This window comes from Mycobacterium sp. TH-M82, assembly GCF_057473605.1.
Map to the genome: position 1 here is coordinate 1 of NZ_JBYCKY010000285.1, position 3,225 is coordinate 3,225.

4 protein-coding genes and 1 pseudogene are annotated in these 3,225 nt (G+C 65.0%); 4 read left to right on the plus strand and 1 reads right to left on the minus strand.

The window, feature by feature from the left end; genetic code table 11:
• Nucleotides 1-179 precede the first annotated feature (179 nt).
• The gene (locus AC2VON_RS09165; protein WP_065131869.1) at nucleotides 180-383 is read right to left on the minus strand and encodes a helix-turn-helix domain-containing protein; all 204 of its coding nucleotides are present in this window, start codon (nucleotides 381-383) and stop codon (nucleotides 180-182) included.
• A gap of 172 nt (nucleotides 384-555) precedes the next feature.
• Here AC2VON_RS09165 and AC2VON_RS09170 point away from each other — a divergent pair, with 172 nt between their 5' ends.
• The 4 genes and pseudogenes from AC2VON_RS09170 to AC2VON_RS09185 all read left to right on the plus strand — a co-directional run.
• Nucleotides 556-786, plus strand: a complete 231-nt coding sequence (locus AC2VON_RS09170) for a hypothetical protein (RefSeq protein ID WP_486952670.1) — start codon at nucleotides 556-558, stop codon at nucleotides 784-786.
• On the plus strand, nucleotides 783-1,088 hold the full coding sequence (locus tag AC2VON_RS09175) for a hypothetical protein (RefSeq protein WP_486952671.1): 306 nt from the start codon (nucleotides 783-785) through the stop codon (nucleotides 1,086-1,088). The genes AC2VON_RS09170 and AC2VON_RS09175 overlap by 4 nt, the downstream gene beginning before the upstream one ends.
• Nucleotides 1,089-1,342: 254 nt before the next feature.
• Nucleotides 1,343-1,657 carry a hypothetical protein gene (locus AC2VON_RS09180; protein WP_486952672.1) on the plus strand — a complete coding sequence of 105 codons (315 nt, stop codon included), beginning with the start codon at nucleotides 1,343-1,345 and terminating at the stop codon, nucleotides 1,655-1,657.
• A 1,063-nt stretch (nucleotides 1,658-2,720) separates the two neighbouring features.
• A pseudogene (locus AC2VON_RS09185) lies at nucleotides 2,721-3,225 on the plus strand (hypothetical protein); the annotation flags it as partial.

A 3,225-nucleotide genomic window follows, 5' to 3' on the forward strand; every position in this document is an offset into this window, starting at 1 on the left:
GATGCTCGACATCTACATGCGGATGCTCGCCGAGTACCGGCGCATCATGGACGGCCGCGGCCTGGGACTCCATCCGGACCACTACCTGCTGTCCATGGACGAACTGGAGCTGATCGCGGCGGCTCGGGTCCACCCGTCGAACCGGGGTTAGCTCGGCCACCTCTCTTGAGACAACGTTGTCAACGTTTGCCCAGCCACTTGCGCACGGTCATGCGGTCGACACCGAGTTCTTCGGCGATCCGTGTTTCAGAGACGCCTTCGCTGTGTGCGGATTGAGCCATGATCTGGGCTATGCGTGAAGCTTCTGCCGCGGCCGCGCGGGCTCGGGCGAGTTTGCGGCCGTGTGCCCGTCGCTCTTTGTCGGTGTAGTGATCCAAGTGCATGTAGACATGTCTACACCCAGGACTGTAGACTTGTCTACTAATCTAGAATCCGGATTTGTGTCGTTGACCAGCGGTACGATTGGTCAACGCCGGTGTGGCCATTGGTGAATGGGCACGCAAAACGTGAACAAACGAAGCAAATCACGCAGTCGGTGAACAGTGAGGTGAAGCAATGGCAGTCGATGGCGACGCGCTGCGGGCAATTATCGACCCGCCGGTTGACGGGCCGGTGTTTAGCGGCGATGTTTCGGAGCTGGACCCAATGAGCGCGGCAGTACTGTCGGCGGTGGCCGATTGGCCGAGGGTCGCAGCGCAACTGCGACTCGATCGAGCGATCGCGGCTGAGGAGCTTGCGGTCGCCCACTCAAAGTTTTTCTATGACGGCGGCGGCGGTCAAAAATGAGCGATCCGCACACTCCGCACATCGATCCCGAGGGCTTGGGCGCGGCTATGGCCGCGTGGCAGGCCGATGTACCCGCCGCGGTGGCCTACCCCGAATTGACTGCTGCGCCTGACGATGCGGCCACGGCAGCGGTTCTCGCGGCTATCGCGCACTGGCCTGGTGAACACACGACGATGGCCAGCAACCGAGACGACAAAGCCACCCGATTTGTCACCGCCGCCGCGGCGACCACCCACATCGAGGTAGGGGCCGATGACGATAACGCCATGCGCATCTCCTCGATTAAGGGCGTATGGACATGACACATGCACCAGGGTGGTCCTCACCGCCGCCGATAGCCGGTCCGCCACGACCAGGGCCGTATCCGATGCCGCCGGCGCCGCCGCAGACGCCACCTGCCGGCCGTCGGCCTGGTGTGCGGCGAGCCGCCACAATTGCGGCGTTCGTGGCCTGTGTGTTCGGTGCTGGTGTGGGCGGCGTTGCAGTCGGCGCTCATCTGGCGTCGCGACCCACGGCATTCCCGCCACCCTCACCGGCCCCGCCGTCACCTGAGGTTGTGCGCGCACAAACCATTAATCTGTGCACGCGGTGGGCTGCCGCTTATGCGGCCATTCCGACGCCGCAGACCCGTGCCGCTGATGTGGTACCGGCAGCGAATTATGTCGCTGATGCGTTGCGCGATAACCCGGCTGGCGATCCTGGGGTGCGGGCGGCGACGATCAAGTCGCTGCAGTTGCTGCGTGATCAGGCCGCGGCATTAAGCAGGGAGCCCACTAAAGGCGCGGTTCAGCCCCCGGCCGGCTGGACCGCCGCTGCGGCTAATGCCGCCGATGATCAAGTGTGGGCGCGGTGCAACGGATACCAGGGGTAAAACAATAATGGCGGCAGTCGATTTCGGCGACGACAGCGAGTTTGCAGCCGCGGTCAAAGCGGGCCGCTGGCCCAGCCCCGAGGTCCTCGATCGTGTTGCCACCGCCCATCACCAGCAGGCTACGGCGCTCCGCGCCGCCTACAACACGTCGTGCGATGTCCACCGGCCGCGGCTGCAAAAAGCCCTGGAAGGGCAAGCGGGTGTCGCCCAAATCGCAGAGCACAACGCGAACGTTAATCTGTGGGACACCCACGCCGACCTGTACACCACATCAGGGCACGCGGTCGGTAACGCGGCGGCCGAGCTTCGCTCACTGCAACACGACCTGAGACTTCTGATAGAGGAGAAGGAACCTCAGTACCAAGCCGCTATGCGCAGCGGGAAAACCGCTGCAGCACAAGCTATCCTGACAGCAACATTGACGGAGGCGGACGGCATGGTGACCGAACGCAGTCAATCCGCAACCATGTACGTCAAAGGTGTGGACTTCACTGCGCCCCTGCCGGAAAGACCCGCTACCGACGCCGCCGGCCAGAACGGCTCAGCTGGGAATCCGGACCACGACAAGAGGACGGACCCAGACAGAAACGGCGAGCAGGCGGGCGGGGAGAATTCAAGCTCCACGGATGGCCAATACCAAGCTCAGTCCCAACAAGACGTAAAAACTGATTTACCCTCCGGGGCACCAGCATCTGATCCTGATGTGAGCGGTTCATCGCACGATATACGAACGGACCTGCCGCCTGGTGCTCCGAACACGACACCTGCGCCTGGTACCTCGCCAGTGCCGGCGTTTCCGCAGGCCCTCGGAGGGTCGATGGCCCGGGTGGCGTCTGGTGGCGGTGGTAGTGGTGCTGGTGGTGGTTCGGCGCTTTCAGGACTGGGGTCGGGATTGAATCCTGGCTCGATGGGCTCGGGTTTGGGCTCCTCGATGCCGACGTCGCCGGCTTCGTCGCTGCCGTCTGCGCCGCCGGCGTCTTCTGCGCCCTCGCCTTTGGCGAATGCGGGCTCGAGTTTTCAGTCGGGTTTGGCTTCGGGGATGGGGGCGACGGCGCCTCCTCCGGTGGCTGCACAGCCGATCGCGCAGCAGGCGATGACTGCTCAGCAGCCGTTGATGGGTTCCCCGGCGGCCGGTAGTGGGCCGGCGGGTGTGCCGGTCGCGCCGCATGGGGTGGCGGACGGCGGTGGTGGGCCGGTTCAGGGTGGGTCTGGCCCGGTGAGTGGTGCGCCGTTGATGCCGCCCGCGGCGATGGGTGGTGGTGGGCCGTTGGCTCCGTATAGTGCGCCGGGTGCCAGTGGGGCGCCTACCGGCGGTGGTGGGACGTCGACGACGCCGGCCTCGGCTGGTCAGGGCTCCTCTGGTGGCGCGGCCCCAGCTGGTGGTGGTTTGGCTGCGCCTGGGCCGCTGGTGGCTGGGGGCTCGGGGTCGGGTACCGCGATGGGGGGTTTGGCGGCGTCGTCATCGGAGGTGAATCCAGACCTGTTGAGGGCTCAACGCGTGTTGGCTGAGTTGGTGCGTGGTAGCGAGGCGTCGGGCATGCTTCCGGTCTGGGCGGTGTCAGTGTTGA